Source organism: Phyllobacterium sp. P5_D12, assembly GCF_054049495.1.
Genome location: NZ_JBFUMG010000455.1, coordinates 1 through 3,602, shown reverse-complemented (window position 1 = coordinate 3,602; position 3,602 = coordinate 1). Strand labels below are relative to the sequence as shown.

5 protein-coding genes are annotated in these 3,602 nt (G+C 56.0%); 3 read left to right on the top strand and 2 right to left on the bottom strand.

Translation table 11 applies throughout. From position 1 onward, the window contains the following. The 3 genes from ACXJ5O_RS21660 to ACXJ5O_RS21650 form a co-directional block, all read left to right on the top strand. The coding region (locus tag ACXJ5O_RS21660) for an amino acid ABC transporter permease (RefSeq protein ID WP_457301696.1) at window positions 1–561 on the top strand (561 nt) is incomplete at its 5' end. A gap of 1 nt (window position 562) precedes the next feature. Beyond that, window positions 563–1,333 (top strand): amino acid ABC transporter ATP-binding protein, encoded by a 771-nt coding sequence (locus tag ACXJ5O_RS21655; protein ID WP_457301695.1) that lies wholly within the window; start codon window positions 563–565, stop codon window positions 1,331–1,333. Between the two features lie 114 nt (window positions 1,334–1,447). Further along, the gene (locus tag ACXJ5O_RS21650; RefSeq protein ID WP_457301694.1) at window positions 1,448–1,978 is read left to right on the top strand and encodes a hypothetical protein; all 531 of its coding nucleotides are present in this window, start codon (window positions 1,448–1,450) and stop codon (window positions 1,976–1,978) included. Window positions 1,979–2,037: 59 nt separating this feature from the next. On the opposite strand, the gene ACXJ5O_RS21645 is transcribed toward ACXJ5O_RS21650, so the two are convergent. Next, window positions 2,038–2,805, bottom strand: a complete 768-nt coding sequence (locus ACXJ5O_RS21645; RefSeq protein ID WP_457301693.1) for an SDR family NAD(P)-dependent oxidoreductase — start codon at window positions 2,803–2,805, stop codon at window positions 2,038–2,040. 143 nt (window positions 2,806–2,948) lie between these two features. Then, window positions 2,949–3,602: alpha/beta fold hydrolase (locus tag ACXJ5O_RS21640; protein ID WP_457301692.1), on the bottom strand; the 654-nt coding region annotated here is incomplete at its 5' end.

Genomic DNA, 3,602 nt, shown 5'->3' with positions numbered 1-3,602 from the left:
CTACTGATGGGGCTGATTGCCGGTCTGGCGCAGATTTCCCGGTTCGCGTTTCTAAGATGGGTGTCCCGGGCGTATATCGAACTCTTTCGTTGCACGCCTCTCCTTGTCCAACTTCTGTGGTTTTACTATGCACTGCCAATTTTGACGGGCATCGAGATGAGCGCCATCACAGCGGCTGTTCTCACCCTGTCGTTGTATGGCGGATCGTTCTATGCCGAGGTAATCCGCGGTGGCATCGTTGCGATTGACGCCGGCCAACGTGAAGCCGGTCTGGCGCTCGGCCTGACGCCAGCGCGGGTGATGCGTCGCATTATTCTGCCGCAGGCGATCAAACAAATGATCCCTCCACTCATGAATCAGTCGATCATCCAGTTCAAGAATACATCGCTGGTTTCCGTTCTGGCTGTGCCTGATCTCCTTTACCAAGGGCAATCAGCCGCGACCGAAACATACCGTCCGCTCGAAGTCTATACGGTGATTGCGATCATCTATTTTGTCGTACTCGTGCCACTGACGGCCATCGTGAAGAAGAGCGAGAAGGCTCTTCGGGAAAGTGACTAAAATGATTGCCGAGAACTATAAGATCGAGATCAGTTCGCTCAAAAAGCAGTTCGGTGATCTGGTCGTTTTGCGCGACATCAATTTGAAGATTGCTCCTGGCGCCGTCATTGCACTCATTGGCCCGTCGGGATCCGGTAAGTCCACACTGCTCCGCTGCATGAATCTGCTGGTCATCCCAGACGACGGCCGTATCCGCATCGGTAACGACGCGTTCAAGTTCGGACATGGAACGAGTCTTCCTTCGGCGCGCGAGCAGGCCCGCTTCCGTCGCGGGGCAGGCATGGTGTTCCAGCATTTCAACCTGTTTCCTCACATGACGGTTTTGCAAAACGTCATGGAAGGACCCGTTTCCGCGAAGAATATGCCGAAAGCCGAGGCCGCAGTTCTGGCGCGCAAATTGCTTGCCAAAGTTGGACTGGTCGACAAGGCTGACGTTTATCCGCAAAGGCTCTCGGGTGGACAGAAGCAGCGTGTTGCGATTGMCCGGGCGTTGGCAATGGAACCGGAGGTTATGCTCTTCGATGAAGTCACGTCTGCGCTCGATCCGGAACTTGTTTCCGAGGTGCTGTCCGTAATGCGGGATCTTGCCGCGGAAGGTATGACAATGATCATTGTCACGCATGAAATTGCCTTTGCACGTGAAGTCGCGGATATCGTCGTCTTCATGCGCGACGGCGTTATCGTGGAAGAAGGGCCGGCGCGCGAGGTTATCGACACACCGAAACAGGAGGGCACGCGGTCTTTCCTGAGGCATTTCCACACCCGTAGCTAAATGGCAGGATATCGGCCAAATCACCGATACCCTGCCCTAGTCAATGTAGTGGCCCGACTAGTATGCTCAAATGCCTACCGAAAGGTTCCTTGCGCATGTTCTAAGGAGGTTGCAATGACTGTATTCCGCTATTCGAATATCGGGTTCTCCTTGGCGGCAACGCTCCTTGGAATTCTTCCGATCTGCTATATGACTGGTGTTGCTGCTGCCGCGCCTGGCCCGGATCTTCACCAATTGTGCAGCGAGGAGCGCAACGACGACACGATACGCGAATACTCACATGCTCTCTATAACGGGACGGTGGAAGCCTTCAAGAAACTGTTCCCAGCGGCCACGGCCGCTCCGGACGAGGCAGAGCTGAAAACGCAGGCACGATATCGCTGTATGAACGGCAAGATCATGGTCTGCTTCGTCGGTGCGAACCTGCCTTGCGTGAAAATGAACAATGCCCGCAATAACCCGGGAGCAGATGAGTTCTGCCGGCAGCATCAGAATGAGGACAATGTTCCAGCTTTTGCGATCGGCCATGACGCCGTCTTCTCATACAGATGCCGTGGTGGGCGGGCGGAGATCGTCAGCAGTGCGTGGAAACTCGATAAGCGCGGCTTCGCCAAGAAACTTTGGGTAGAGCTTCCCGACCACTAGCGATCAAGACCGGCATCGAACGGGAGCTGGCTGCTGGTTGTCAGAGCCCATCCTCGCAACTAGGCTGTGACGAGTCCTCCGTCAACGGCAATGACCTGTCCTGTGATCCACGTCGCGCGCGGATCGGCGACGTTCAAAATCCATCTGGCAACGTCTTCGGGCACGCCACGGCGACCTAACGGGATAAGCTTGCGCTCTTGATCTGTCACGGCGGCAATCTGATCCGAAGACAAGCCCATACGGTCGCGTAAAAAATCTGTCTCCACAGGTCCGGGCGCTATGGCATTCACGCGAATTCCTCGGGGCGCAAGTTCCAATGCCCAGCAGCGTGTCAGGTGCTCTACGGCGGCCTTGCTCGAACCGTAAACCGAAAGCTCTGGTGCTGCCTTGCTGCCGAATGTACTCGACATGTTGACGATGGTGCCCCTTGTCTTTGCAAGATGCGGAACTGCTGCCGCAGCAAGAAGGATTGGTCCAGTCACGTTCACCGCGTATATACTCGAGATGGTATTCGCATCGCTCTCCAGCAGGGATCGGATTGCACCAGCGCCGGCATTATTGACCAGGATATCGAGGCGGCCCCAAAGTTTGATGGCAGAATCAATCGTTTTACCCGCTGCTTCCGGGTCGGCCGCGTCTGCGACAAAGCCATGGATGTTGGGATTTGCAGCCGCAATCTCCGCCAGCACTTCAGCGCGCCGTCCTGTGACAAGGACCTTCGCACCCCGCGATGCAAATTGCTGGGCTGCAGCCAATCCTATACCGCTGCTGCCACCTGTAATGATGACAACTTTTTCCTGGAAGTTCTCCATAGCAGTTCGCCTCATCTCACTTTCTTGACGACGCATTGTCGTCGATCGTCAGGGCTGTCCCGGAGTCGTCGACAAAGAAGAGTGTCGGTAGTCGCCGCTCCGGTTCGATATAATTCGGTCTTGCCGATGCCATGATGGTCACCAGCCGCAGACATCTCTCAACTTCTTATGAACGCAAGAAGATCGGCGTTGATGACGTCCGCATGGGTCGTGCACATGCCATGCGGATATGTCTCATAGACCTTCAACGTTCCATTCTTCAGGAGTTTCACTGATAGAAGCGCGGAGTCCGCAATGGGAACGATCTGATCGTCGTCGCCGTGCATCACAAGCGTTGGAACGTCGATGATTTTCAGGTCTTCCGTAAAATCCGTTTCCGAGAAGGCTTTGATGCAGTCGTAGTGCGCCTTCGCGCCCCCCATCATGCCCTGCCGCCACCAGTTCGTACGGATTGGGTCGGATACGGTTGCGCCCTCGCGATTGAAACCGTAGAACGGGATCGGGAAATCCCAATAGAACGCCGATCGGTTTGCAGCGAGCTGAGCACGCAAGCCATCCAAGACTTCGATCGGCAAGCCACCGGGGTTTGCGGCGGTTTTCACCATGATCGGTGGAACGGCGCTTATCAAGACCAGTTTGGCCACGCGGTCCTTGCCATGACGTGCGACGTAGTGAGCAGCTTCGCCGCCGCCGGTCGAATGTCCCACATGTATGGCGTCCCGCAGGTCGAGTGCCGCCGCCAGTTCGGCAAAGTCAGCGGCATAGGTGTCCATGTCGTTGCCAGTTGCGGTTTGGGTTGAGCGCCCATGGCC